Here is a 23,784-nt window from a genome sequence, read left to right as displayed (position 1 = left end):
CCTTTCGAGCTGCGGCTGCTGATACGGGCCGACTCAGATGTCGAGGAAGCGGACATCCTTGGCGTTGCGCTGGATGAAGGAGCGCCGGGCCTCGACGTCCTCACCCATCAGCACCGAGAACAGGTCGTCGGCGAGCGCCGCGTCGTCCAGGGTCACCTGGCCGAGCACACGGTGGTCGACGTCCATGGTGGTGACCCGCAGCTCCTCGGCGTTCATCTCGCCAAGACCCTTGAAGCGCTGGATCGAGTCCTCCCGGACGCGCTTGCCCTGCTGGCGTCCCAGCTCGATCAGGGCGTCGCGCTCGGAGTCGGAGTACGCGTACTCGAAGTCGTCCCGGCCCCACTTGATCTTGTACAGCGGGGGACGCGACAGATACACGTGCCCGGCCTCGACCAGGGGACGCATGAAGCGGAACAGGAACGTCAGCAGCAGAGTGCTGATGTGCTGGCCGTCGACGTCGGCGTCGGCCATGAGGATGATCTTGTGATACCGGAGCTTCGAGATGTCGAAGTCCTCGTGCACACCGGTACCGAAGGCCGAGATCAGCGCCTGGATCTCGGTGTTCTGCAGGATCTTGTCGATCCGCGCCTTCTCCACGTTGAGGATCTTGCCGCGGATCGGGAGGATCGCCTGGTACTGCGGATTACGGCCGGCCTTCGCCGAGCCGCCGGCCGAGTCACCCTCGACGATGAAGATCTCGCACTTGGACGGGTCGTTGGACTGGCAGTCGCTCAGCTTGCCCGGCAGCGACGCCGTCTCCAGCAGCCCCTTGCGACGGGTCAGGTCACGCGCCTTGCGGGCCGCGACCCGGGCGGTGGCCGCCTGGATCGACTTGCGGATGATGTCCGCGGCCTCGTTCGGATTGCGGTCCAGCCAATCGGTGAGGTGCTCGTGCACGACCTTCTGCACGAAGGTCTTCGCCTCGGTGTTGCCCAGCTTGGTCTTGGTCTGGCCCTCGAACTGCGGCTCACCGAGCTTGACGGAGATGATCGCCGTCAGACCCTCGCGGATGTCCTCTCCGGTGAGGTTGTCGTCCTTCTCGCGGAGCAGCTTCTTCTCGCGCGCGTAGCGGTTGACCAGACCGGTCAGCGCCGCGCGGAAGCCCTCCTCGTGGGTGCCGCCCTCGTGGGTGTGGATGGTGTTCGCGAAGCTGTAGACACCCTCGCTGTACTGGGTGTTCCACTGCATCGCGACCTCGAGGGAGAGCATCCGCTCCTTGTCCTCGGCCTCGATGTCGATGACCGTGGGGTGGATGACCTCACCCTTGCGCGAGTTCAGGTACTTCACGAAGTCGACGATGCCGCCCTCGTAGTGGTACGTGACCGACAGGGGCTCGCCGTCCTCCTCGACGTGCTCAGGGCGCTCGTCCGTCAGCGAGATGGTCAGTCCCTTGTTGAGGAACGCCATCTCCTGGAAGCGCCGCGAGAGCGTCTCGAAGGAGTACTCCGTGGTCTCGAAGATGTCCGGGTCCGCCCAGAACGTCACCGTGGTGCCGGTCTCCGACGTCGGCTCGTTCTTGGTCAGCGGAGCTGTCGGCACACCCAGCTTGTAGTCCTGGGTCCAGCGGTAGCCCTCACGCCGGACCTCGACCGACACCCTCGACGACAGGGCGTTGACGACCGACACACCCACGCCGTGCAGACCACCGGAGACGGCGTAGCCGCCGCCGCCGAACTTGCCGCCCGCGTGCAGCACGGTGAGCACGACCTCGACGGCCGGCTTCCCCTCGGAGGGGACGATGTCCACCGGGATACCACGACCGTTGTCGATGACGCGCACGCCACCGTCTGCGAGGATCGTCACATCGATGGTGTCCGCATGCCCTGCCAGCGCCTCGTCGACGGAGTTGTCGACCACCTCGTACACAAGGTGATGCAGACCACGCTCGCCCGTCGAGCCGATGTACATACCGGGACGCTTGCGCACCGCGTCAAGGCCCTCGAGGACCGTGATCTGGCTTGCGTCGTAGGACGAGCCGTTGGACGGCACGCCTGAACCGGCTGCTGTGGACTTATTGATCTCGTTGGGGTTGCCGGAATCGGCCACGAAGCGCCCTTTCTGGCACAGCACGAGCCGTCTCCCGCTGCGGCGGGGGCGGCTGCGTCGTTCGACTTGATCCGCGAGTGGGCGGTGTAGCCACCAGTCTACCGGTAGCGCCGACATAGATGGGGCTTTGCCGGTACCTGAGTTCCCATGTGCCGTCCTGAAGCGCCTCCAGCCGACTCCCTACACGCGGCCCCGGTCCAAAAAGGGCTCACGCGGGCGCACAGGGCTTCGGGCTGTCAACCCCCGGCTACCCATAGGTATCGCCCGGACCACGACTGCCCGGTGCCCGGAGCCGACCGTAGGAGCGCGGGGGTCCGGCGGGGCCCAGCACCTTGATCACTTTGACCGTGCCATGGCCCAGATCGGCGTTCAGCCTGGCCACGAGGGTCGGCGCGAGCAGCCGCAGCTGCGTCGCCCAGGCCGTGGAATCGCACTGCACGGTGAGTACGCGGGCTTCCTCGTCGTACTTCTGCGGCTCGCAGTGCAGCGCGATGTCGTCGCCGACCAGCTGCGGCCAGCGCCCCATCACGCCGCCCACCGCCGCAGGGGCCTCCCAGCCCCGCTCGGTGATCAGACGGTTGATCGCCGCGCCCAGCGGCAGCGGGTCCCGGCCGTCCGCCCGCGCGCCACTGCGCAGGCCACCGCGCCTGGCCTGCTTCTTCTGCTGCGCCGCCGCCCCGCGCGCCCGCGCCTGCTCCTTGGCCGCGCGCAGCGCCACCCGAGCCAGGTCCACCCCGGACGGCTCGGCGGCGGTCTGCGCGGGGACCGGGATCTCGTCGTCGCTCACGCCCGCTCCACCGTCCCGTCCTCCACCACGTAGCGTGCGCCCACCAGCACGTCCGGTACGTCGTCGTCCACCGCCGCCGTCACCAGCACCTGCTCGCCGGGCGCCACCAGCTCCGCCAGCCGCTTGCGCCTCTTCTCGTCCAGCTCGGCGAAGACGTCGTCCAGGACCAGCACCGGCTCGTTGCCGTCGGCGCGCAGCAGGTCGTACGAGGCCAGGCGCAGCGCGAGCGCGTACGACCAGGACTCGCCGTGGCTCGCGTAACCCTTCGCGGGCAGCTGCCCCAGCTTGAGGACCAGGTCGTCGCGGTGCGGGCCGACGAGGGTCACGCCGCGCTCGATCTCCTGCTTGCGGGATTCGCCCAGGGCCTCCATGAGGGCTGCGAAGAGCTCCTCGCGGCCGGAGGCCACGGCGATCCGTTCGCCGATCGAACTCCGGTACTCCAGCGCGAGCGGGCCGCCACCGGGTGCCAGCTGCTCGTACGCCTTGTCGGCCAGCGGCTGGAGGGCGTGGACGAGGTCCAGCCGGTAGGCCAGCAGCTCGGCGCCGACCCGGGCCAGGTGCTGGTCCCACACGTCCAGGGTGGTGAGGTCGCCGCCGCGGCCGCCGTGGCGGCGGGCCATCGCGGCGGACTTGAGCAGGGTATTGCGCTGCTTCAGGACGCGCTCGTAGTCGCTTCGGACGCCCGCGAGCCGCGGGGCGCGGGCGGTGAGCAGCTCGTCCAGGAAGCGGCGGCGCTCACTGGGATCGCCCTTGACCAGGGCCAGGTCCTCGGGGGCGAACAGGACGCTGCGGACTATGCCGAGGACGTCGCGCGGCCGCACCTGCGACGAGCGGTTGATCCGGGCGCGGTTCGACTTGCCCGGGTTGATCTCCAGCTCGACCAGCTGCTGCCGGTCGCCCTGGACGACCGCCGCCCGCACGATCGCCCGGTCCGCGCCCATCCGTACCAGCGGGGCGTCACTGGCGACCCGGTGGCTGCCGAGGGTCGCCAGGTAGCCGACCGCCTCGACCAGATTGGTCTTGCCCTGGCCGTTCGGCCCCACGAAGGCCGTCACGCCCGGATCGAGCGGTACCTCGACCCGGGCGTAGGAGCGGAAGTCGGCGAGCGACAGATGCGCGACGTGCATGGCTGTGCGCCGGCCTCCTTCCCTTGCGCGCTGTTAATTGCTCTCGACCGCGTGGCCGCCGAACTGGTTGCGCAGGGCGGCGACCATCTTCATCTGCGGCGAGTCCTCCTGGCGGGAGGCGAACCGGGCGAACAGCGAGGCGGTGATGGCCGGCAGCGGCACCGCCTTGTCGATCGCCGCCTCCACCGTCCAGCGGCCCTCGCCGGAGTCCTCCGCGTAGCCCTTGAGCCCGGCCAGGTGCTCGTCCTCGTCCAGCGCGTTGACCGCCAGGTCCAGCAGCCAGGAACGGATGACCGTGCCCTCGCGCCAGGACCGGAAGATCTCGCGGACGTCGGTGACCGAGTCCACCGCCTCGAGCAGCTCCCAGCCCTCGGCGTACGCCTGCATCATCGCGTACTCGATGCCGTTGTGGACCATCTTCGCGAAGTGCCCGGCGCCGACCTTGCCCGCGTGGACCGAGCCGTACGGGCCCGCGGGCTTCAGGGCGTTGAGGATCGGCCGGACCTTCGCGACGTCCTCGGGCTCGCCGCCGTACATCAGCGCGTAGCCGTTCTCCAGGCCCCAGACGCCGCCGGAGACACCGCAGTCGACGAAGCCGATGCCCTTGGCGGCCAGCTCCTTGGCGTGCTTCTCGTCGTCGGTCCAGCGCGAGTTGCCGCCGTCGACGACGACATCGCCGGGGGAGAGCAGCTCGGCGAGCTCGTCGACCGTCGACTGAGTGGCGGCACCGGCAGGGACCATCACCCACACGACCCGCGGCGCGGCGATTTTGTCCACAAGCTCCTGGAGGCTGTGGACATCGGCGAGATCCGGGTTGCGGTCGTAGCCGATGACGGTGTGGCCGGCCTGACGGATGCGCAGGCGCATGTTGCCGCCCATCTTGCCGAGACCGATGAGACCGAGCTCCATCGTTGATCCTTCGTTCGAAGCCTTGCCTGACCTACGTTGAGCCTACGTCGGGCGTGTACCCCCGGCGCAGCAGGCTCAGCGGGCAGGCTCAGCCCGAAAGCCGGACCGGCATGATCAGGTACTTATACGCCTCGTCAGCTTCGGCGTCGATCGCCGGACGGCCGCTCAGCAGCGCGGGCTTGGTCGAGGTGGTGAACGACAACTGGGCCACCGGGGAGTCGATCGCGCTGAGCCCGTCCAGCAGGAATTGGGGGTTGAAGGCGATCGAGATGTCGTCGCCCTCCAGCTTGGCGTCGACCCGCTCCACAGCCTGTGCATCATCGCTCGAACCGGCCTCCAGGGTGAGCACACCCTGCTCGAAGCTCAGCCGGACCGGGGTGTTGCGCTCGGCGACCAGCGCGACGCGCTTGACGGCCTCCACGAAGGGTGGCGTCTCGATCACCGCGACCGAGGCGAACTCGGTCGGGAACAGCGTGCGGTACTTCGGCAGGTCGCCCTCGAGGAGCCGGGTGGTGGTGCGGCGGCCCGCGCCCTCGAAGCCGATGAGGCCCTCACCGGCACCGGAGCCTGCCAGGGCGATCGACACGGTGTCGCCGTTGGTGAGCGCCTTGGCGGTGTCCAGCAGCGTCTTGGCGGGCACCAGGGCGACGGCGGAGATGTCGGGCTGCTCCGGCTTCCACAGGAACTCGCGGACCGCGAAGCGGTAGCGGTCGGTCGAGGCCAGCGTGACGGTGTCGCCCTCGATCTCGATCCGAACGCCGGTGAGCACCGGAAGGGTGTCGTCGCGTCCGGCGGCGATGGCCACCTGGGCGGCGGCCGCGGCGAAGACCTCGCCGGGGACGGTGCCGGTGGCGACGGGCATCGCGGGCAGTGCCGGGTACTCGTCCACAGGCATGGTGTGGAGTGTGAATCGCGAGCTGCCGCAGACCACGACGACTCGGACGCCGTCGGTGGAGATTTCCACAGGCCTGTTGGGAAGTGCGCGGGAGATGTCGGCGAGCAGCCGGCCGGAGACCAGGACGGTGCCGTCCTCCTCGACGTCGGCCTCCACGGAGACCCGGGCCGAGACCTCGTAGTCGAAGCCGGACAGGCTCAGCTTGCCGTCCTCGGCCTTCAGCAGGAGCCCCGCGAGGACCGGCACCGGGGGACGGGCCGGCAGACTGCGGGCCGCCCAGGCCACTGCCTCCGCGAGTACATCGCGCTCCACCCGGATCTTCACCGGAACCGCCTCCTGCTGTTGCTGGCTGTCTGTGGCCGACTGTGCTTGGCCCTCGTGGCCCTCTTGCCGGAGAACAGTCTGACAGCCGCCACGGACAACCGGTGCGGGTTGGGTCAAGCGAAGTCGGTCGGGGCCCGACGGCCCGCGGCTCGGTTGTGCACAGGACCCACTTCGAAGCAGGTTTCCCGGGATCTATGGGTAGTCGTAGTAATAGGGGTTGTGGATACCGTGGATAAGTGGTTCCAGCCCTGGTCAGGCCCGGTTTTTTATCCACTGCGCCTGTGGGTGGGGCCCGTGGACAACCGGCCTGTTCTGTGGACGACCGAAAGTTGTGCACACGGGATGCACAGGACATGCCTGGTTCTCCCCAGCACTGTCCCCAGGAATACCCAGGTTCTCCCCAGGCCAATCCACCCCCTTGGTGTGACGGCTTTCACTCGTACCGGGGAGAGGGCGCGTTTGGTTGCCGAACAGTGGACAGAGCTGTGGAGAAGCTGGGGACAACCGGCCCTGGGCTGTGGGCGGCCGGTGGACAACTCCGAGCGGCCGCTGTGGGCAGTGGATCTGTCCACAGCCTGGGGACGAGGGTTGCCCACAAATCCCCAGCCCTCCCACCTGGAGTCATGAGTATGCCGGAGTCCCCGCTGTGGACAGGATCGGGACAACTTGGGCATCCCCAGGCTGTGGACGGGCTCGGCGGCCCGGAATTGTGGAGAGACGTTCCTGTCGACGCGGGTCGGCCGATTCTTCGAACAGCGAACAGCGCCCCGGGAGTTGGCTCCCGGGGCGCTGTGGTGGTCGTACGGCTGCTGAGGCGGCCTCGCGTCAGCTCTTGATGCGATTGGTGAGCTCGGTGACCTGGTTGTAGATGGAGCGCCGCTCGGCCATCAGCGAGCGGATCTTCCGGTCCGCGTGCATCACCGTCGTATGGTCGCGGCCGCCGAACAGCGCGCCGATCTTCGGCAGCGACAGGTCCGTGAGCTCACGGCACAGGTACATCGCGATCTGCCGGGCGGTGACCAGGACCCGGCTGCGGGACGACCCCGAGAGGTCCTCGACGTCCAGGCCGAAGTACGAGGCGGTCTCCGCCATGATCGCCGGCCCGCTGATCTCCGGCAGGGAGTCCTCGCCGCCGGGGATCAGGTCCTTCAGCACGATCTCGGTCAGCTGGAGGTCCACCGGCTGACGGTTGAGGCTGGCGAAGGCGGTGACCCGGATCAGGGCGCCCTCGAGCTCGCGGATGTTGCGGGAGATCCGGGAGGCGATGAACTCCAGTACCTCCGGCGGGGCGTTGAGCTGCTCCTGCACGGCTTTCTTGCGCAGGATCGCGATCCGGGTCTCCAGCTCGGGCGGCTGGACGTCGGTGATCAGGCCCCACTCGAAGCGGTTGCGGAGCCGGTCCTCCAGGGTGACCAGCTGCTTGGGCGGCCGGTCGGAGGAGAGCACGATCTGCTTGTTGGCGTTGTGCAGGGTGTTGAAGGTGTGGAAGAACTCCTCCTGCGTCGACTCCTTGCTCGCCAGGAACTGGATGTCGTCGACCAGCAGGATGTCCATCTCGCGGTAGCGCTTGCGGAAGGTGTCGCCCTTGCCGTCGCGGATGGAGTTGATGAACTCGTTGGTGAACTCCTCGGAGCTCACATACCGCACCCGGGTGCCCGGGTAGAGGCTGCGCGCGTAGTGCCCGATGGCGTGCAGCAGGTGCGTCTTGCCGAGGCCGGACTCGCCGTAGATGAACAGCGGGTTGTACGCCTTGGCCGGCGCCTCGGCGACCGCGACGGCGGCCGCGTGCGCGAAGCGGTTGGACGCCCCGATGACGAAGGTGTCGAAGAGGTACTTCGGATTCAGCCGTGCGGTCGGCTCGGCGGGGCCCTGCCCGGCCGAGGCCTTGGCGGGCGGCGCGTGCCGGACCGGGGACTGCGGTTGGTGCTGGGGCTGGTGGTGTTGCGGTTGGTGCTGCTGCGGCAGATGTGACTCGTACCGGGGCTGCGGCGGCGAGAGGTACGGGTCGCGCTCGCCATAGCCGCCGGGACCGCCGGGGCGCTGCTGCTGCCAGGCGTCGGGCCCGGGCTCGCGGGGCGGCCAGCCGCCGGGGCCGGCGTCGGGGTAGGCGCGGCGCATCCGCGGGCCCTCGTCGGTCGGGCGGTCGTAGGCCTCGTCGTACTCGCGGCGGTGCTGGCCGCCGTACGGCTGGGGAGGTTCGGGGGCGCCGTACTCGTCGCCGTACGCGGGGCCCTGGGACTGGGCGGGGAACTCCGGCGCGGGCTCCTGGGGGGCGGCTTCGGCCTCGGCGCCGGAGGCGACGGCGATGGCGATGCCTACGGGGTGGCCGAACTCATGGCTGAGCACCTCGGTGATCAGCGGGAGCAGCCGTCCTTCGAGAACGCTCTTGGCGAACTCGTTGGGGGCGGAAAGCACTGCGGTGCCCGCGACCAACGCCAGGGGCTGGGTCCGCTTGAGCCAGTCCGCGTCCTTCGGCTTCAGGTCCTCGCTCTCGACCAGGATCTTCTGCAGGACTCTTGGCCACACTGAGGCAAGATCGGCAGTTACGTCAGCCACAGTGCACGCTCTCTCGGTCGCTGGTTCGGTGCCGATGAAATCCCACGAAGGTGTGGTTCTTGGGACGGACGGGAAGGATGCGGGGATGGGTTGGTGGGGGTAACCGGGTTGAGCCACGGTAGTCAGGGCGACGTGCGTGGTTCAAGTCGTTGTCCACAGGGTGTGCAAAAGCACGTCCGGATGGACGCGCCCCGGGGACGGCTGGTTGCCGGTTTGACCTGATGACCCGGCCGCGCGTACCGTAACGAGGTCGAGTTGTCGATGGCTGCTGCCGCCTGCCTACCGATGGGCGAGGGTCACCCGGAGAGTTTTTCCAGGTGACCGTGAAGCGGTGCACCCGAATGTTCCGCGAGTTTCTCGTGGGCGCACGGTGACAGCCAGGCGACGCCCCGCCAACACACGATTTCCTCTGGAGCCCCCGAGTGAGCAAGCGCACCTTCCAGCCGAACAACCGTCGTCGCGCCAAGACCCACGGCTTCCGGCTGCGTATGCGTACGCGCGCCGGCCGCGCGATTCTGGCGACCCGTCGTGGCAAGGGCCGCGCCCGTCTGTCCGCCTGATCGCACAGGTCTTATGTCGTGCTGCCCACCGGGAATCGGCTGAGGCGGCGCCAGGACTTCGCGACCGCGGTACGCCGGGGACGCAGGGCCGGACGCCCGTTGCTGGTCGTCCATCTGCGTACGGACAGTGACCACACGGACCCGCACGCGGCGGGGGGAAGTGCTCCCCCGGCGCGTGCGGGTTTCGTCGTGAGCAAGGCCGTGGGCAACGCGGTCACGCGCAATGTGGTCAAGCGCCGACTTCGTCACCTGGTCCGCGAGCGTCTGAGTCTGCTGCCCCCCGGTAGCCTGGTAGTCGTACGAGCGCTGCCCGCCGCGGGCGACGCAGACCACGAAGAGCTGGGCCGAGACCTGGACGCCGCGTTGCAACGGCTCCTGGGGGTGGCGCGATGAAGTACCCGCTGCTGGCGTTGATCAAGATCTATCAGTGGACGATCAGCCCGCTGCTCGGTCCGGTCTGCAAGTACTACCCCTCGTGCTCCCACTATGGGTTCACGGCCATCGACCGGCACGGTGCGGTCAAGGGCACCGCCCTGACCGCATGGCGGATCCTGCGATGCAACCCCTGGTCGCTGGGCGGGGTGGACCATGTTCCGCCGCGCAAACGGCCGCCGTGGCACGATCGGTTGCGGCGCCACTTGCGGGGCCGCGGAGGCGGGTCCGTCACTCCCGAGCCCGTCGAGACCCCTAACGCCCAAGGAGCCTGACCGTGGGGATCTTCAACCCCCTCTACGACGCTGTTTCCTGGATCATCGTCCAGTTCCACTCGCTGTACAGCCTCGTCTTCGACAAGGACAGCGGCTGGGCGTGGGGTCTTTCGATCATCTCGCTGGTGATCCTGATCCGGATCTGTCTGATCCCGCTCTTTGTGAAGCAGATCAAGTCGACCCGGAACATGCAGGCGCTCCAGCCGAAGATGAAGGCGATCCAGGAGCGCTACAAGAACGACAAGCAGCGTCAGTCCGAAGAGATGATGAAGCTGTACAAGGAGACGGGCACCAACCCGCTCTCCTCGTGCCTGCCGATTCTGGCGCAGTCGCCGTTCTTTTTCTCGCTGTACCACGTGCTCAGCTACATCGCCAAGGGCCAAGAAGTCGGTGTCATCAAGCAGAACATGGTGACCAGCGCGCAGCACGCGCACATCTTCGGCGCCCCGCTGGCGGCGAAGTTCACCGACAGCGCCAGCACCCTCACGAAGCTGGGCGCCACGGTCACCGACGTGCGTGTCGTCACAATCATCATGATCATCCTGATGTCTGGTTCGCAGTTCTACACGCAGCGCCAGCTCATGACGAAGAACGTCGACATGACGGTCAAGACGCCGTTCATGCAGCAGCAGAAGATGCTGATGTACGTCTTCCCGGTCATGTTCGCCGTCTTCGGCATCAACTTCCCGGTCGGTGTCCTCATCTACTGGCTGACCACCAACGTGTGGACCATGGGCCAGCAGATGTTCGTGATCCGCCGGAATCCGACCCCGGGCAGCCTCGCGTTCAAGCAGCGCCAGGACCGGCTGCGTGCGGCGGGCAAGCTGAAGGACGACTCGAAGGCCGCCGCCAAGACCGGTGAGGGCGGCGCCACGGCCGACGCCGCGCCGGTGAAGCGTACGCAGCCCAAGCGACAGACCAAGTCCCAGCGCCAGACGACGGGCACCGGCACGCAGGCGCAGCCGAGTGGTGGTGCGGGCAAGAAGCCGGGCACGCCACCGTCGGACGCCCAGTCCAAGCCCAAGGCGCAGCCAAAGCCGAACCTGTCGAAGAAGAAGTAGAGGAGTCCATCCGTGACGGACGGCAACACCACCGACGCGCTGACCCGCCTGGAGCAGGAGGGCGAGATCGCAGCCGACTACCTCGAGGGTCTGCTGGACATCGCCGACCTCGACGGTGACATCGACATGGATGTCGAGGGCGAGCGGGCTTCTGTCTCGATCATCGGAGAGGGCACCGGCCGCGAGCTGAACAAGCTGGTCGGGCGGGACGGCGAGGTGCTCGAGGCGCTGCAGGAGCTGACCCGGCTCGCGGTGCACCGGGAGACCGGCGACCGCAGTCGTCTGATGCTGGACATCGCCGGCTTCCGGGCCCGCAAGCGGGCCGAACTCGCGGAGCTGGGCGCGAAGGCGGCGGAAGAGGCCAAGGGCACCGGTGAGCCGGTGAAGCTGGACCCGATGACCCCGTTCGAGCGCAAGGTGGTGCACGACGCGGTCGCGGCAGCGGGTCTGCGCAGCGAGTCCGAGGGCGAGGAGCCCCAGCGCCGGGTGGTTGTCCTCCCGGTCTGATCCGGACCGATCTGTGCTCCGGTACGCCATCCGGTACGTGATCCATCGGCCCCGTCTGCCTCGCAGGCGGGGCCGAATCTTGTCAGCCTGGTAGTTGAGACGACGGAAGGACGGTCCTCGTGACGGAGGAGGCAGTGGAGCTCCCCCCGGCGCCGGAGGCGGCCCGGGAGGTCTTCGGGGAGCGCTACGCGGACGCGGTGCGCTATGCGGAGCTGCTTGCCGACGCCGGCGTACGGCGAGGGCTGATCGGTCCACGGGAGGTACCGCGGCTGTGGGAGCGCCATCTGCTGAACTGCGCGGTGCTGTCCGAGGTGATCCCGCAGGGCGTCTCGGTGTGCGACGTGGGCTCGGGTGCCGGGCTGCCGGGGATTCCGCTGGCGCTGACCCGTCCCGACCTCTCGATCACGCTTCTTGAGCCGCTGCTGCGACGCACCACCTTCCTGGAGGAGGTGGTGCGGCTGCTGGGTCTGACCAAGGTGACGGTGGTGCGCGGCCGGGCCGAGGAGATGGTGGGCAAGCTTCCGGCGGTGGATGTGGTCACCGCGCGGGCTGTTGCACCGCTGGACCGGCTCGCGGGCTGGGGGCTGCCGCTGCTGCGTCCGCACGGGGAGATGTCCGTCCTCAAGGGGGACACCGCCGAGGAGGAACTGAAGGCGGCCCGTGCCGCCCTGAGCCGGCTCGGTGCGGTGGAGACCTCGGTGGTCCAGGTCGGCGAGGGGATCGTGGATCCGCTCGCGACGGTGGTGCGGGTGTTGGCCGGGGAGAGTCCCGGTGGGGTGCGGGCGGCGACCCGGCGGGCCAAGGCGGCTCAGGCCCGGCGTCACAATCGCTGATCCGGCTGGGGCTGCTTGGCTCCATACAAACGGTCAAAACGACATATTTCGGAGTGTCGCGTAGGAAACCCGGCGCGTGCTGCGCATCGTGTTTCACGTGAAACGTCGCTCTCTGCTTCCAGGAATCCTCAGCCGAGCCCGTGCAGCGGCCGAATCGCGTCCGTACAGGGCCGCTGAGTCGACTCAACCGGTGGATTCATCCACAGGAGATCGGGCCTCACTGGTTCACAACCCCGAAAGCATGGCAGGCTCTGTTCATTGCGAGCTTGTAGTCGAGGAGAGTGAATCCTTGCGGTCCGACGCCAACATCGCGGGACCGATGGCCGATCCGGTCCCCGGTCCCCGCACCGAGTCGTATGGGGAGGATGTTTCACGTGAAACACCGCCCCCGATGGACGACACCCCCATCGGCCGTGCCGCCCAGTTGGCGGTCGAGGCACTGGGCCGGGCCGGCGAAGGGCTCCCACGGCCCGCCGAGACCAGAGTGATCGTCGTCGCCAACCAGAAGGGCGGGGTCGGCAAGACCACGACCACGGTCAATATGGCAGCTTCGCTGGCCCTGCACGGGGCCCGCGTGCTTGTCGTGGACCTGGACCCCCAGGGCAACGCCTCCACCGCCCTGGGGATCGACCACCACTCCGAGGTTCCGTCCATCTATGACGTCTTGGTGGAGAGCAAGCCGCTCTCCGAGGTCGTCCAGCCGGTCCCCGATGTCGAGGGGTTGTTCTGTGCACCCGCGACCATCGACCTGGCCGGCGCCGAGATCGAGCTGGTGTCGCTGGTGGCCCGGGAGAGCCGCCTGGAGCGCGCCCTCCAGGCCTACGAGCAGCCGCTGGACTACATCCTCATCGACTGCCCGCCCTCACTCGGCCTGCTGACGGTCAACGCCCTCGTGGCGGGCGCCGAGGTGCTCATCCCGATCCAGTGCGAGTACTACGCCCTGGAGGGCCTCGGGCAGCTCCTGAGGAACGTCGAACTGGTCCGTGCCCACCTGAACCCCAAGCTTCACGTCTCCACCATCCTGCTCACCATGTACGACGGCCGGACCCGGCTGGCGTCCCAGGTGGCGGACGAGGTGCGCACCCACTTCGCCGAGGAGGTGCTGCGCACCAGCATCCCGCGCTCGGTCCGTATCTCGGAGGCGCCCAGCTACGGCCAGACCGTGCTGACCTACGATCCGGGATCCAGTGGAGCGTTGTCCTATCTCGAGGCGGCGCGGGAGATGGCGCTGCGCGGCATCCCGGGCAGTTCCGAGTTCAAACAGTTCAATAATGAGCACAGCAAGAACAAGCACAGCATGTCGGAGGGGATCCAGTGAGTGAGCGACGCAGAGGACTAGGCCGCGGTCTCGGCGCGCTGATTCCGGCCGCACCGTCGGGGGCGGACAAGTCTGCCGCGGCGGCAGTGGCCGCAGCCGCATCACCGTCCGCGGCGCCGGTCCTCACCGCCGAGCGAGGAGTCGCCGCGGCCAAGGTGGCCGGGCTGGCGGAGCGTAACGGGCACACCGAGGCGCCGGTGGCCACGATGCAGGTGGTGCGCGAGACGGAGACCGCGACTGAGCAGGCTCCGGCGGAGGTCGCCGGTGCGTACTTCGCCGAGCTGCCGCTGGACTCCATCACACCGAACCCGCGCCAGCCGCGCGAGGTCTTCGACGAGGACGCGCTCGCCGAACTCGTCACCTCCATCCAGGAGGTCGGTCTGCTCCAGCCGGTCGTGGTGCGCCAGACCGGAGCCGACCGCTTTGAGCTCATTATGGGCGAGCGCCGGTGGCGGGCCTGTCGTGAGGCCGGCTTGGAGAAGATCCCCGCGATCGTCCGGGCCACCGACGACGAGAAGTTGCTCCTGGACGCCCTCCTGGAGAACCTGCACCGCGCCCAGCTGAACCCGCTGGAAGAGGCAGCCGCGTACGACCAGTTGCTGCAGGACTTCTCCTGCACCCATGAGCAGCTCGCCGACCGCATCGGCCGCTCCCGCTCCCAGGTCTCCAACACCCTGCGCCTGCTCAAGCTTTCCGGGCCTGTGCAGCGGCGGGTGGCCGCCGGAGTGCTCTCGGCGGGCCACGCGCGCTCGCTGCTGGCCCTGGACGAAGTCGAGGACCAGGACCGGCTCGCCAGCCGGATCGTGGCCGAGGGGCTGTCGGTGCGTGCGGTCGAGGAGATCGTCCACCTGATGAACGCCGAGCCGAAGGCCGTCAAGAAGACCGCCGGCCCGCGGGCCGGTCGGCGGGTGGCGCCGGCACTGACCGATCTCGCGCTGCGGCTGTCCGACCGCTTCGACACCCGGGTGAAGGTCGACCTGGGCCAGAAGCGCGGAAAGATCGTCGTGGAGTTCGCGTCGATAGAAGATCTGGAGCGCATCCTCGGCACGATCGCGCCCGGCGAGGGCAAGGTGCTGGAGCGCACGCTGACGGACGGGCCGGACGAAGACAACGTGTGAGTCGCCCTTGTGCGGTTGGGCGGGCCGGACCTGAGGTCCGGCCCGCTCCTTGTTGTGATCTCTTTGCTGTGCTCTTTGCATGCCGCCGGTGTCGGACTTGTCCTGTCGCGGATACGATGCGTAGAAGATGGAGCAGCACCTCCGGGGAGGCGAGCCCATGCAGTCCGTGCGGCACAGCAGGGTGGAGCACGAGTGGCAGACGGCGGCACTGGTGGCGGCGGGGCTTGGCCTAGGGGCCGTGGGCGGCTTCGTCGGCAGTTGGGTCCACGACAGAAACGAGGGTCTGACCACATGGGGCGTCGGATCGTTCCGCTCACGCTGGACAACCTCCCGGACCTCCCCAAGCGCTGCCACTCGTGTGTCTTCTGGGAGCTCGACCCGGTAAGCGGCGAGGCGGCAGTCCAGACGGGAAAGCCGGAGCTGGAGAAGGAGGCCTGGATCTCCGCTGTGCTTCTGGAGTGGGGATCGTGCGGGCGGGTCGTGTATGTCGACGACGTCCCGGCGGGCTTCGTCATCTACGCGCCTCCGGCGTATGTGCCGCGTTCCCTGGCCTTCCCCACGAGCCCGGTCTCCCCTGACGCCGTCCAGCTCATGACGGCCCGGATCATGCCGGGTTACCAGGGTCAGGGGCTGGGGCGGGTGCTGGTGCAGACAGTGGCCAAGGATCTGGTCCGGCGGGGCGTCAAGGCGGTTGAGGCATTCGGCGACGCACGGTGGGAGGAGCCCGGGTGCGTACTGCCTGCCGACCACCTGCTGGCGGTGGGCTTCAAGACGGTCCGCCCGCATCCCCGCTTCCCCCGGCTGCGGCTGGAGTTGCGTACGACGATCTCCTGGAAGGAGGACGTCGAGTTGGCCCTCGACCGGCTGTTGGGTGCGGTTCAGAAGGAGCCGGTGCTGCGGCCCCTCTGACGGCCCCGAGAACGCGAACGGGCCCGCTCCGGAAGGAGCGGGCCCGTTTCACGTGAAACGTCAGCCGATGAAGTCCGACAGGTCGCGCTCGATGGCGGCCTTCGGCTTGGCACCGACGATGGTCTTCACGACCTCGCCGCCCTTGTAGACGTTGAGGGTCGGGATGGACATCACGCCGTACTTGGCGGCGGTGACCGGGTTCTCGTCGATGTTCAGCTTGACGATGGTGATCTGATCGGCGTGCTCGGCGGCGATGGCCTCCAGCGACGGAGCGATCTGGCGGCATGGGCCGCACCACTCGGCCCAGAAGTCGACGAGGACGGGCTTGTCGCTGTTCAGTACCTCGTCGTTGAAGGTCGCGTCAGTCACGATCTTGGTGTTGCCGGCCACTGCGTTCTCCTCGGTGTTCTTGGTTCTTGTTGGGGGCGTCAGACCGCGGCAGCGGCCTTCTCGGGCTCGAGGGTCTGCTCGGCGTCGGCGTCGGCGTCGGCGTCGCCCAGGGCGGCCAGGTAGCGTTCGGCGTCCAGGGCGGCGGAGCAGCCGGTGCCGGCCGCTGTGATCGCCTGGCGGTAGGTGTGGTCCACCACGTCGCCCGCGGCGAAGACACCGGGGATGTTGGTACGGGTGCTGGGCGTCTCGACCTTGAGGTAGCCGTCGTGGTCCAGGTCCAGGACGCCCTTGAAGAGGTCGGTGCGCGGGTCGTGGCCGATGGCGATGAACAGTCCGGTGACGGGCAGCTCGGAGGTCTCGCCGGTCTTGGTGTTGCGCAGCGTCAGGCCGGAGAGCTTGTTCTCGCCGTGGATCTCGGCGACCTCGCTGTCCCAGACGAAACTGATCTTCGGGTCGGCGAAGGCGCGCTCCTGCATCGCCTTCGAGGCGCGCAGCGTGTCGCGGCGGTGCACGACGGTCACGGACGTGGCGAAGCGGGAGAGGAAGGTCGCCTCCTCCAGCGCGGTGTCGCCGCCGCCGATGACCGCGATGTTGTGCTCCTTGAAGAAGAAGCCGTCACAGGTCGCACACCAGGACACGCCACGGCCGGACAGCTCGTCCTCGCGCGGCAGACCCAGCTTGCGGTGCTGGGAACCGGTCGTGACGATGACCGTCTTCGCCTGGTGCACCGTGCCCGCCGAGTCGGTGACGGTCTTGATGTCGCCCGTCAGGTCGACCTCGACCACGTCGTCCGGGATCAGCTCGGCGCCGAAGCGCTCGGCCTGGGCGCGCATGTTGTCCATCAGGTCGGGGCCCATGATGCCCTCGCGAAATCCAGGGAAGTTCTCGACGTCGGTGGTGTTCATCAGCGCGCCGCCGGCCGTGACAGCGCCTTCGAAGACGAGCGGCTTCAGCGACGCGCGTGCGGTGTAGAGCGCGGCCGTGTAGCCCGCAGGCCCGGATCCGATGATGATGACGTTACGGACGGTCGTCACGGGTTTCTTCCTCGTCTCTGCCGACTTCTCTGGACCCTGGCGGGGGGACTGTGTCCATCCCGCCTAACGGATCCTACGGGCCAGGCATTCCCGTCACCCCGCCGCCGCTATCGCGCGTACGTGTCCTTACTCAGGACCGTACCCGGCTTGCCCGGCGTGGCCGTGACGCACGAGGCGTCGACCAGGTAGGCGTCGACCTTGGCCGCGTCGCCGGCGCTGGGGAAGACGACGAGGTAGGAGTCGGCGCCCTGATAGGTGCCGCGGTCGAATGCGAGCGGGGTCCCGGAGCGGCCGATGCCCTCCGTCACGCACGCAGGAAGGCTTCCGGAGCTCTTCACCATCGGGCCGTTGCCCGTGCCGGCGCCGCCCTCGACGTGCGCGGAGGCTCCGGCGGCGGCCAGGAGCTGGTGCACATGGGCCTCCAGGCTCTGCTGCTTGGACGCGCCCGCGGAGTCGCTGACGGCTGAGTCGCTGCTGCTGGTGGAAGCCCCGGAGCCGGCGGTGAGGGAGTGGGCGAGTAGCCCGCCGAGGCTGAGAACCGCGGCCGCCGAGGCGGTGACGAGTGCTCCCTTGACCCAGCGACGGCGACGGCCGCGCGGCCTGCCCGGGCCGCTGGGTGCTGGGGAACGGCCGCTCGGACGGTCGGCAGCGGTCGTTGTTTCACGTGAAACATCGCCCGCTCCTGTTTCACGTGAAACAGGAGTCGGTGAAGCGTCCAGCAGTGCCTCTGCGGCGAGCGCCGCGTCGATCCGACCGGCGACGTCGGCGGGCATCCGCGGCGGCCCGGGAAGGGTACCCAGAAGGTCGCGGATTTCGTCCAGTGAGGCCCGCACATCGGCGCACAGGACGCAGGCTTCGAGGTGCCCCCGTACGTCGGTGGAACGCTGGGGTGGGAGGATGCCCTCGGCGAGGGCGGAGATCTCAGCGACCTCGGGGTGCTCCTCGGTGCCGGTGCCGGTCCTGCCGGTCGTGGAAGTCACTGGTTTCCACCTCCGCCCTTCGTAATGCCGCGCTCCGGCCCGATTGCCGGTCCGGTTTCCGTCTCTGGGACGGAAGTTCTATCCGTCCGGTTCCTTCCCCCACCCGCATCGCCGCTACCCCCGGTGTCGGCGCGCAGATGAGTGAGGAGAGGCAGGAGTCTGGCGCGGCCGCGCGCGCATCTGCTCTTCACGGTGCCGGCAGGCACGTCCAGGACGGCGGCCGCCTCGGCGACCGGATAGCCCTGCATGTCGACCAGGACCAGCGCGGCCCGCTGCTCGGGCGGCAGAGTGGAGAGGGCGTCCAGCAGTTCGCGGTGCAGTTCGCCCCGCTCCGCCGGAGCCTCGGCGGACTCATGAGGCTCGAGGAGTTCCTCGAACTGCTTCTCGTCGGTCACCGAGGAGGTCCGGCGGGAGGCGGCCCTACGGGCGCGGTCCAGGCACGCGTTGACGGTTATTCGATGCAGCCACGTCGTCACCGCCGACTGCCCCCTGAAGGTATGCGCGGCCCGGAAGGCCGACACCAGCGCGTCCTGCACGGCATCCGCGGCCTCCTCCCGGTCCCCCAGCGTCCGCAGCGCCACCGCCCACAGCCGGTCCCGGTGACGGCGTACGAGCTCACCGAAGGCATCCGGGTCCCCCGCGACATGACGGGCGAGGAGATCGCTGTCGGACAGCGCTCCCTGCTCGCTCATTTCACTCACACATCCCCCACTCGGAGTGTCTTGTCTCATTGAAGCTTGCCGTTGTGCCTCTGTACACGGCGAGCGTTGAGGCGATGCGTGTTCTTGATCAGACGACGCACATGATGATTCATCGAGCTGAGACATGAACAGTGAGCCGCAATACGCAATCGGTGGTCCTCCGACTCTGTCGGAGGACCACCGATTGCGTTGGCCTGGCTCAGCCCTTGAAGACCACGTTGGTGATGGCCTGTTTGTACCCTGCGCCGCTGTATTGGTCGGCTGGGGAGTACGGGAGCGCGGTCAGCCAGACCACGACGTACCGGGTGGAGACCGAACCCTTTGCGGAGAGCGTGGCGGTCTTGCCGCTCGTACTGGTCGTCGCCAGTTTCGACAGACCCGACAGCGGTGCCGTGGACGACAGCGAATCAGCGGCGTACAGCTCGACGGTGGTGTGGTCGCCGCCGTATTCGAAGTCTATCGACGCGGTGCTGACCTTCTGCTTCGAGCCGAGGTCGTAGACGATCCCCACGCCGTCCTTGTAGGGCGCGAGTTTCGGCCCCTCTTTGAAGGAATACGTCCTCCAGTAGGTGGAGGTGGCGCCGTCGTATGTCTTGCCGACATCGGCCGTGTGCTGAGGTCCCCCAAAGGGGTAGTACTCGGCCGCTTCCTGGATGGGGAGCGTCTTCAGTTTCGTCTTGCCGGAGCCGCCCGACCCGTCGGTGCCGCTGGTGCTTCCGGTGCTCTCGGACGCGCTGGGCGTGCCGCCGTTCGTATCGTTCTGGCGGTTCATCAGTGTGTCCGCGAGCTGCCAGCTGCCCAGGCCGAGGGCGGCGATGAGGAGGCTGGAGACAGCCCACTTGAGGGCTTTGCCGGTGCGGCCGCCGGGGAGGGCGGGGGGTGGGCCGGCGGCCAGGGGGGCGGTGGGTGGGGCGCCGGGGGGGATTTGGCGGGCGGGGGGTTGGCGGTAGGCGCCCTGTTGGTAGGTGGTGCGCTGGTAGGGGGATCCCGGGGGGCGAGAAGCCTCCGGGGGCCGGATCTTCGGGAGGGCGGCGATCGCCTTGGCGAGCTCCTCCGGGGTGGCGCAGGGCTGGAGTTCACGGGAGGCGGTCGCGCCGTCGTTGACCAGGGCACGCATCGCGACCTCGGACAGGCCGCGGTGCACCCGCGCACGCACCTGGTCGGGGGCGACGAGGCCGATGTCCTTGGGGAGACCGGTGAGCCCGTACTGGTCCTCGGGGTATGGCCAGCGCTGGGTCAGCGACGCGTACAGCAGGGCACCGATGGCCTCGGTGTCCTCGCGCTGCGGACGCTCGGAGCTCACGCCGTGCAGTGCCGCCGCGACGGCCAGACCACGGATGCGGTACTGGCCGGACTCGGTCCGCAGTACGCAGTCCGGGCTGAGCCGCAGGTGCGCCAGCCCCTCGCGGTGGGCGGCGGCCATCGCCTGGGCGACCTGACTGGCCATCTGGTAGCAGTCGTGCGCCTCCTGTGGGCCCGCGGCAAGGATCGCGGTCAGGTCGGTGGCGTCGGGCAGCCATTCATGAATGACGTAGACAAGGTCGTTCTCCTCGACGGCGTCGAGGACCTGGACGAAGCGTGGGTCACCGAGCAGCGCTGCCGAGCGTGCGGCGGCGAGCACCGGCCGGGCCCGGCTGTGGTCGGCGGGCAGGATGTGGATCCCGACGGCGCGACGCAGCTTCTCGTCGACCGCTCTCCAGCTGCTGAAGCCGTCGACACGGGTGAGGCACTCCTCCAGGCGGTAGCGCCCGGCGAGCTTGTGGCCGCTGTGGAGCTCCGGCGGCTCTGTGCTCTGCGCGCTCTTCTCAGGTTTGGACTCGGGCAGTTCCGCTGTCTCCTCGGGGATGTTCTGCTGCGGCGCGTCGTTCTTCTCGCCCCGGTCCGTCGCATCGTCGGCAGTGGCACTGTCCGCTTGGGCGGAGAGCGGCTGGGTGTCGCCGCTCTCATTGGCCACTCCGACGGCAGCCGTGCTCCGTTCCGCCACCGTCGTTCCCGCCTCCCCATCCGTTGCAAGATCTGACAACACAGCCAAGGACAATTGTGCCAACAGTCCGCCGCTATGCACGACACGCGGCGAGCCGCGATGGTTGCGCTCGGACTGTCAGCGGCCCAGCCGACCGCGAACCATACCGACCATGGCTGTCATCTCCTCGATTCGCATTCGCTTGGCTGCCACGAAGAAGACGCCGATCAGCGCGAGTCCGCCGGCGACTACCGCGAGTAGAGCAGCGGCTACCCCGTTTCCGAGGGTTCGAGTCACGCCGTAGCCGACGACTGCGGCCACCAGGGCGGCCGGGAGGGTCGCGCCGACGAGCCGGGTGTAGGTCCGTACGACGCGCTTGCCGTCGAGGTCCCCACCGAGCCGCTTGCGCAGCCGCTTGACGGCGACGCCCACACCGATCACGTACGCCAGCCCGTACGAGGCGCCCATGCCGACCACGGCCCAGCGGGCTGGGAGCACCACGAAGCAGATCGCGGAGGCGGTGGCGTTCACCGCGGCGACGATGACGGTGTTGTAGAAGGGGGTGCGGGTGTCCTCGTACGCGTAGAAGCCACGGAGGACGACGTACTGCACGGAGTAGGGGATCAGGCCGAGGCCGAAGGCCATCAGGATGAAGCCCATGTTCTGGGCGGCCGCGTGGCCCGCGCCGGGGAACATGAGCTCGCACAGCGGGATGCCGATGGCGAGGAAGGCGAAGGAGGCCGGGACGATGGCCACGGCCGAGGTGCGCAGGCCGTAGGAGATGTCGTCACGTACGGCGGCGGCATCACCGTCCGCGGCGGCGCGGGAGATCCGCGGCAGCACCGCGGTCATCACCGAGACCGTGATGATGGCCTGCGGCATCTGCCAGATCAGCAGGGCGTTCTGATAGGCCGCGATTCCCGTCCCGTCGTGGCCCTGGGCGGAAGCGGTGCTGCCCGCCCAGGTCGCGAGCTGGGTGACGACGATCAGGCCGAGCTGGTTGGCCAGCACGAACAGGAACGTCCACTTGGCGAGCTTGGCGGCGTGACCGAGTCCGTGGCCGCGCCAGTCGAAGCGCGGCCGGAACCTGAAGCCGGCGTCCCGGAGGTAGGGGAGCATCGCCAGGGATTGGACGACGAGGCCGAGAAGGGTGCCGATACCGAGCAGCCGGACACCCTCGGGGGTGATCGTCGTGGCGTTCATGTGGGTCGTGCGGTAGGTGCCGAAGACCCAGATGAACGAGGCGAAGGAGAAGATGATGACGATGTTGTTGAGGACCGGGGTCCACATCATCGCGCCGAAGCGTCCGCGGGCGTTGAGAATCTGACCCATGACCACGTGCAGGCCCATGAAGAAGATCGTGGGCAGGCAGTAGCGGGTCAGGGTGACCGCGACGTCGAACTGCGCCGGGTCCTGTGCGAACTTGCTGGCCATCATGCGGACCAGCAGCGGCGCACCGACCACCATGAGGCCGACGACCGCGGCCATGCCGCAGATCACCAGGGTGAGCAGCCGGTTCGCGTACGCGAGGCCGCCGTCCTCGTCGTTCTTCATGGAACGTACGAGCTGCGGGACGAAGACTGCGTTGATGGCGCCGCCGCCGACCAGGATGTAGATCATCGTCGGGAGGGTGATGGCGACGGTGTAGCCGTCGGCGAGAGTGGCCGCACCGATCGCGGCGGTGACCACGAGATTGCGGACGAAACCGGTGAGCCGGGACACCAACGTGCCCGCTGCCATCACCGCGCTCGACTTCAGGATGCTTCCGGCCCGGCCGCCGGCCTTGGGCGCGGCGGCCGGTCCCGGTTCCTGCTGGGGCTCCGGTGGGGCCGGCGGCTGCGGCTGGTCGCGGAAGAGGTGCTCGTACGGATCGGGCTCGGCCTGGTCGTCGTACGCGGCGTGGGAGATCAGCTCGTCGACGCCGACGTACTGCGGCTGCTGCGGCTGCTCGTACGGCGGGTAGGGCGGGTGCGCAGCGCGGTCGTAGAGCGCCTCGCCGACCGGGTCCTGGGTGGTGGGGTCCTGCCGCTGGTACGGATCGCGGGCGTAGGTGTCCTGCAGGTACGGGTCGGGCGCGGCGGGTCGCTGCTCGGGCTGCTGCGGGAAGGCGTCCCCCGCTGCCCGGCTGCGGTCACCGTCGTACGGCGCGTTCACTCACGCTCTCCTCGCCATGTCGCTCCGGGATGCCCGGCGGACCTGTCTTTCGGCTGGGGGTCCCGAGGGGTCACCCCCGGGGGACTGCGGTACCACTCGCCCACCTTATTGAATGCGCGCGGGATTGCTGGTGAGCGGACTGCCGTTCTCGGGTGCCGGGTCGCGCGGCTCCTCGGATTCCGGACCACCGTCCTCACCGTCGTCGCCGCTTTCGGCGGCATCAGCGGCGGCCGTGCGCTTGCGCTGGCGGTACATGCGAACACCCGCGAGGACGAGGAGCAGGAGGCCGCCGGCGATGACGAGCATGACCGTGGAGGTGATGGACGTGACATTCACCTGGAAGGTCATGCGCTTGCCGTAGGGGGTGCCGTCCTGGGTGTACAGCTGGGCGATGACCGTGGTCTGGCCGTTGCGCTTGGCGTTGGCGTTGAACTTCAGGGAACGGGTGTGGCCGCCCTCGACGGTGACCGCCTGGGGGGTACCGATGTCGAGGTTGTTGTCCTGGCCGGAGGTGAGACGCAGTTCGAGGCCGGTCACGGTCTGGCCGAGCTCGTTCTTGACGGTGACCGGGATGGTCGCGCTGCGTCCGGAGAGGGTGAGCTCGCCGCCCTTGCCGAGGATGTGGACGAGCCCCGTGAGCTCCGAGAGATAGTCGCCGATGGCGTCACGGAACTTCTTGGAGCCCTTCGCGTCACCGCGCCACTGGGTGGACATGGAGCGCAGCAGGGCGGTCCCGAAGGGGACGCTGACCCGGTCCTTGCGGCTGAGGATGACCACGAAGCCGTTGAGGCGGCTCTGGGTGGACTGGATGGTGCGGAAGGCATCGGTGCTCAGTTCCTGCTTGCGCAGGCTCGCGGGATAGGCGGAGCGGCTCGGAACGGTGCGGCTGGCGCCCGGGTCGGGGG

The 23,784-nt window shown here is 68.6% G+C and carries 21 protein-coding genes and 1 pseudogene; 9 read left to right on the top strand and 13 right to left on the bottom strand.

What is annotated here, in order from left to right; all coding sequences use genetic code 11:
• Positions 1-33: 33 nt before the first annotated feature.
• The 6 genes and pseudogenes from gyrB to dnaA all read right to left on the bottom strand — a co-directional run bounded on the left by gyrB (position 34) and on the right by dnaA (position 8,644).
• Positions 34-2,070, bottom strand: coding sequence for a DNA topoisomerase (ATP-hydrolyzing) subunit B (gene gyrB / locus EFK10_RS06150; protein ID WP_127354740.1), 2,037 nt, complete (start codon positions 2,068-2,070; stop codon positions 34-36).
• Positions 2,071-2,293: 223 nt separating this feature from the next.
• Positions 2,294-2,833 (bottom strand): DUF721 domain-containing protein, encoded by a 540-nt coding sequence (locus EFK10_RS06145; protein ID WP_240677022.1) that lies wholly within the window; start codon positions 2,831-2,833, stop codon positions 2,294-2,296.
• A complete protein-coding gene (gene recF / locus EFK10_RS06140; protein ID WP_127354739.1) occupies positions 2,830-3,960 on the bottom strand; it encodes a DNA replication/repair protein RecF in 1,131 nt (376 codons plus the stop codon). The genes EFK10_RS06145 and recF overlap by 4 nt, the downstream gene beginning before the upstream one ends.
• 33 nt (positions 3,961-3,993) lie before the next feature.
• Positions 3,994-4,881: pseudogene (gnd, locus tag EFK10_RS06135) on the bottom strand (phosphogluconate dehydrogenase (NAD(+)-dependent, decarboxylating)); the annotation flags it as partial.
• 76 nt (positions 4,882-4,957) lie between these two features.
• Positions 4,958-6,088, bottom strand: coding sequence for a DNA polymerase III subunit beta (gene dnaN / locus EFK10_RS06130; RefSeq protein ID WP_127354737.1), 1,131 nt, complete (start codon positions 6,086-6,088; stop codon positions 4,958-4,960).
• Between the two features lie 825 nt (positions 6,089-6,913).
• Positions 6,914-8,644, bottom strand: coding sequence for a chromosomal replication initiator protein DnaA (dnaA, locus tag EFK10_RS06120; protein WP_127354736.1), 1,731 nt, complete (start codon positions 8,642-8,644; stop codon positions 6,914-6,916).
• Between the two features lie 422 nt (positions 8,645-9,066).
• Between dnaA and rpmH the strand changes: the two genes are divergently transcribed.
• The 9 genes from rpmH (at position 9,067) to EFK10_RS06075 (ending at position 15,657) form a co-directional block, all read left to right on the top strand.
• Complete coding sequence (gene rpmH / locus EFK10_RS06115; RefSeq protein ID WP_030354375.1) at positions 9,067-9,204, top strand: 50S ribosomal protein L34; 138 nt, start codon at positions 9,067-9,069, stop codon at positions 9,202-9,204.
• 18 nt (positions 9,205-9,222) lie between these two features.
• Entirely contained in the window at positions 9,223-9,597 is a 375-nt protein-coding gene (gene rnpA, locus EFK10_RS06110) for a ribonuclease P protein component (RefSeq protein WP_127354735.1), read from the top strand.
• A complete protein-coding gene (yidD, locus tag EFK10_RS06105; protein ID WP_127354734.1) occupies positions 9,594-9,911 on the top strand; it encodes a membrane protein insertion efficiency factor YidD in 318 nt (105 codons plus the stop codon). Before rnpA ends, yidD begins: the two co-directional genes overlap by 4 nt.
• A 2-nt stretch (positions 9,912-9,913) precedes the next feature.
• Entirely contained in the window at positions 9,914-10,972 is a 1,059-nt protein-coding gene (gene yidC / locus EFK10_RS06100; protein WP_127354733.1) for a membrane protein insertase YidC, read from the top strand.
• A 12-nt stretch (positions 10,973-10,984) separates the two neighbouring features.
• Positions 10,985-11,479, top strand: a complete 495-nt coding sequence (locus EFK10_RS06095; RefSeq protein ID WP_127354732.1) for a Jag family protein — start codon at positions 10,985-10,987, stop codon at positions 11,477-11,479.
• A 119-nt stretch (positions 11,480-11,598) separates the two neighbouring features.
• Positions 11,599-12,312: a 16S rRNA (guanine(527)-N(7))-methyltransferase RsmG gene (rsmG, locus tag EFK10_RS06090; protein WP_127354731.1), complete on the top strand. Its 714-nt coding sequence runs from the start codon at positions 11,599-11,601 to the stop codon at positions 12,310-12,312.
• Positions 12,313-12,553: 241 nt separating this feature from the next.
• Entirely contained in the window at positions 12,554-13,630 is a 1,077-nt protein-coding gene (locus EFK10_RS06085; protein ID WP_127354730.1) for a ParA family protein, read from the top strand.
• A complete protein-coding gene (locus EFK10_RS06080) occupies positions 13,627-14,748 on the top strand; it encodes a ParB/RepB/Spo0J family partition protein (RefSeq protein ID WP_127354729.1) in 1,122 nt (373 codons plus the stop codon). The genes EFK10_RS06085 and EFK10_RS06080 overlap by 4 nt, the downstream gene beginning before the upstream one ends.
• A gap of 291 nt (positions 14,749-15,039) precedes the next feature.
• The gene (locus EFK10_RS06075) at positions 15,040-15,657 is read left to right on the top strand and encodes a GNAT family N-acetyltransferase (RefSeq protein WP_127354728.1); all 618 of its coding nucleotides are present in this window, start codon (positions 15,040-15,042) and stop codon (positions 15,655-15,657) included.
• A gap of 60 nt (positions 15,658-15,717) precedes the next feature.
• Here EFK10_RS06075 and trxA read toward each other — a convergent pair whose 3' ends face one another.
• The 7 genes from trxA to EFK10_RS47050 form a co-directional block, all read right to left on the bottom strand.
• Positions 15,718-16,047: a thioredoxin gene (gene trxA / locus EFK10_RS06070; RefSeq protein WP_127354727.1), complete on the bottom strand. Its 330-nt coding sequence runs from the start codon at positions 16,045-16,047 to the stop codon at positions 15,718-15,720.
• Between the two features lie 38 nt (positions 16,048-16,085).
• Positions 16,086-17,081 (bottom strand): thioredoxin-disulfide reductase, encoded by a 996-nt coding sequence (trxB, locus tag EFK10_RS06065; RefSeq protein WP_127354726.1) that lies wholly within the window; start codon positions 17,079-17,081, stop codon positions 16,086-16,088.
• Between the two features lie 107 nt (positions 17,082-17,188).
• Positions 17,189-18,061, bottom strand: coding sequence for an anti-sigma factor (locus EFK10_RS06060; RefSeq protein ID WP_127354725.1), 873 nt, complete (start codon positions 18,059-18,061; stop codon positions 17,189-17,191).
• The gene (sigM, locus tag EFK10_RS06055) at positions 18,058-18,753 is read right to left on the bottom strand and encodes an RNA polymerase sigma factor SigM (RefSeq protein WP_127354724.1); all 696 of its coding nucleotides are present in this window, start codon (positions 18,751-18,753) and stop codon (positions 18,058-18,060) included. The genes EFK10_RS06060 and sigM overlap by 4 nt, the downstream gene beginning before the upstream one ends.
• A gap of 208 nt (positions 18,754-18,961) precedes the next feature.
• The gene (locus tag EFK10_RS06050) at positions 18,962-20,746 is read right to left on the bottom strand and encodes a protein kinase family protein (RefSeq protein WP_127354723.1); all 1,785 of its coding nucleotides are present in this window, start codon (positions 20,744-20,746) and stop codon (positions 18,962-18,964) included.
• Positions 20,747-20,863: 117 nt separating this feature from the next.
• Positions 20,864-22,879 carry a murein biosynthesis integral membrane protein MurJ gene (gene murJ, locus EFK10_RS06045; protein ID WP_127354722.1) on the bottom strand — a complete coding sequence of 672 codons (2,016 nt, stop codon included), beginning with the start codon at positions 22,877-22,879 and terminating at the stop codon, positions 20,864-20,866.
• A gap of 105 nt (positions 22,880-22,984) precedes the next feature.
• A partial coding sequence (locus EFK10_RS47050; protein WP_240677021.1) for a DUF6049 family protein occupies positions 22,985-23,784 on the bottom strand: 800 nt, incomplete at its 5' end.

Source organism: Streptomyces soli, assembly GCF_003999195.1.
GTDB classification, from domain to species: Bacteria; Actinomycetota; Actinomycetes; order Streptomycetales; family Streptomycetaceae; genus Actinacidiphila; species Actinacidiphila soli.
This window is presented reverse-complemented; position numbering and strand designations above follow the sequence as displayed.